This is a genomic window from Succinivibrio sp., from assembly GCF_045124615.1.
GTDB classification, from domain to species: Bacteria; Pseudomonadota; Gammaproteobacteria; order Enterobacterales; family Succinivibrionaceae; genus Succinivibrio; species Succinivibrio faecicola.
On record NZ_JBGVMC010000374.1, the window covers coordinates 1 to 1876 of the forward strand.

The 1876-nt window shown below is 32.8% G+C and carries 2 protein-coding genes; both read left to right on the forward strand.

The annotated features are described in order from the left end of the window. The first annotated feature begins 360 nt into the window (after positions 1-360). Positions 361-528, forward strand: coding sequence for an anaerobic ribonucleoside-triphosphate reductase (gene nrdD, locus ACJML3_RS09920; protein ID WP_219937794.1), 168 nt, complete (start codon positions 361-363; stop codon positions 526-528). A gap of 295 nt (positions 529-823) precedes the next feature. Continuing rightward, positions 824-1633: a hypothetical protein gene (locus ACJML3_RS09925; protein ID WP_406022839.1), complete on the forward strand. Its 810-nt coding sequence runs from the start codon at positions 824-826 to the stop codon at positions 1631-1633. Positions 1634-1876: the final 243 nt, after the last annotated feature.

Genomic DNA, 1876 nt, shown 5'->3' on the forward strand with positions numbered 1-1876 from the left:
ATAGTTCCGCTTAAGGTGATTAGCTTATCGTTTATGTCCTGTTTTTCGGCACATAAAGTTGTGTCTGCAAAAGCAAGAGCACATGTAAAGAAAAGTGTTTTTATTATAGTTTTTCTAGTATTCATTTTAAGGCCAGAAATGTATTGTTATTTTTGAGCAAAATATACCACAAATATTGGTGAATGGCTTAATACTTTATATATAATTTAATTTCTTATTGAGAATAGTTATCAATAAGTTGAAAATGAAAAATTTTTTTGTATTATTTAAATAGAAAACTTTTGAAACAAAGTGTTTTCACTGCTGTATAATCAGCGCATTTTGAAAACAGTCTTTTATTCTTGCAGGGGTATTATATATATGAACAATTATTGTCACCTTAGAGCAAATCGTGAAGGATTTGTAGGCAAAGGCGTTAAATTTCAGAGAATCAGAAGGGTGACAGGTTATCTTGTTGGTACCTTAGACAGATTTAACGATGGTAAGAAGTCTGAAGAGTCACAGAGAGTAAAGCATATGCACCTGTAAAACAAATCAGACTATTGTGCTGTACAGTTTATAAAGTTTGCACATAGTAATCTTTGCTACAGTAAATTGCTGTAGCATTTTTTTTGTTCAAAAAATTAGCTTTTTCTTAGAAAAAATTATTTTTTTTGTAGATATATCATTACTTTATTAGATTATGCTTATTACATACACATATTAAAAATGTGTCTGTATTTAACATGTTTTTCTTGATCATACTCACATATCATTCCTATAATTTTTTCCATAAGAATAACTTACTGGTATGTGTCGGTTTTAATTTTAGGAAAAAATTTAAATGGCATTAGTAAAAAAAAGTCTACTAGCTTTAACCGTTGTAGCTACTTTATCAGGAAGTGCTAACGCAGCGTTCTTTTTAACTCCATCCTATACTGGTTCATCTGCAGATGAATTATCTTATTCAAAAGTTGGTGTTACACTTGGTAATGAGTATGTATACGGTGGTTTCTCTTTTAGAGATTATGATATTGACCACAGAAAGGATATCGAGGCTAAGGATATCTTCTTTGGTGGTGAATACCGTGCACAGTTAGATTCAAAACTAGGTTACTTTGTTGGTGGTAGTCTCGATTTCTCATATGATGAGGAATTTGATTTTACTGAGAGCTACAATGTAAATGCATTTGGCGGTTTAACATATGACCTTGGTAGTGGTCTGTCAGTAGTTGGTGGTTTAGGTACTTATTTAACTGATCCAAAGAATTTCTTCTACCCAGTTCTAATGGCCAAGTACAAAAATTCAAATGATCTTGGTTTATCATTTATCGCTGGTCTTCCAACCACTTCTTTAACCTACAGATTCTCAAATATGTTCGCTGTTGCAGCAGATGTAAAATTTGCTACTGCAGAGCCTATGGTATACATGGAGAATTATTACAGAAACTACGATGTATATATGCTAGACAAGTCAAGAGAAGTATCTGTAGCAGCTTTATTCTCTCCTGTTGACAGACTTTCAGTCAAGGCAGGTGTTGGCTATACCATTGACAGAAAGCTCAAGTACTACAATGCTGATGGTGATGAGATTGCAAGATACGATGTTGATGATGACCTAAAGGTATTTGTTTCAGGCTCATTTACCTTCTAATTCATACTCAGCATAGTATGAGATGCCAGTCATAGTAAAATATGTCTGGCATTTTTTATCTTCATAAGTCTACAATAAGACATATTTGGGAGAATTAGCAAAATTATTCTAGGAGAACATATGACATCTAACACAGTTTTATCTATTGCTAGGTTGAGTGTTTTTCTCCCATTAATTACAGTTTGCTCAAACACCTATGCAAACGAAAGTCAGGATTTTTTGCAAGAAGATCTCGTCAATGGT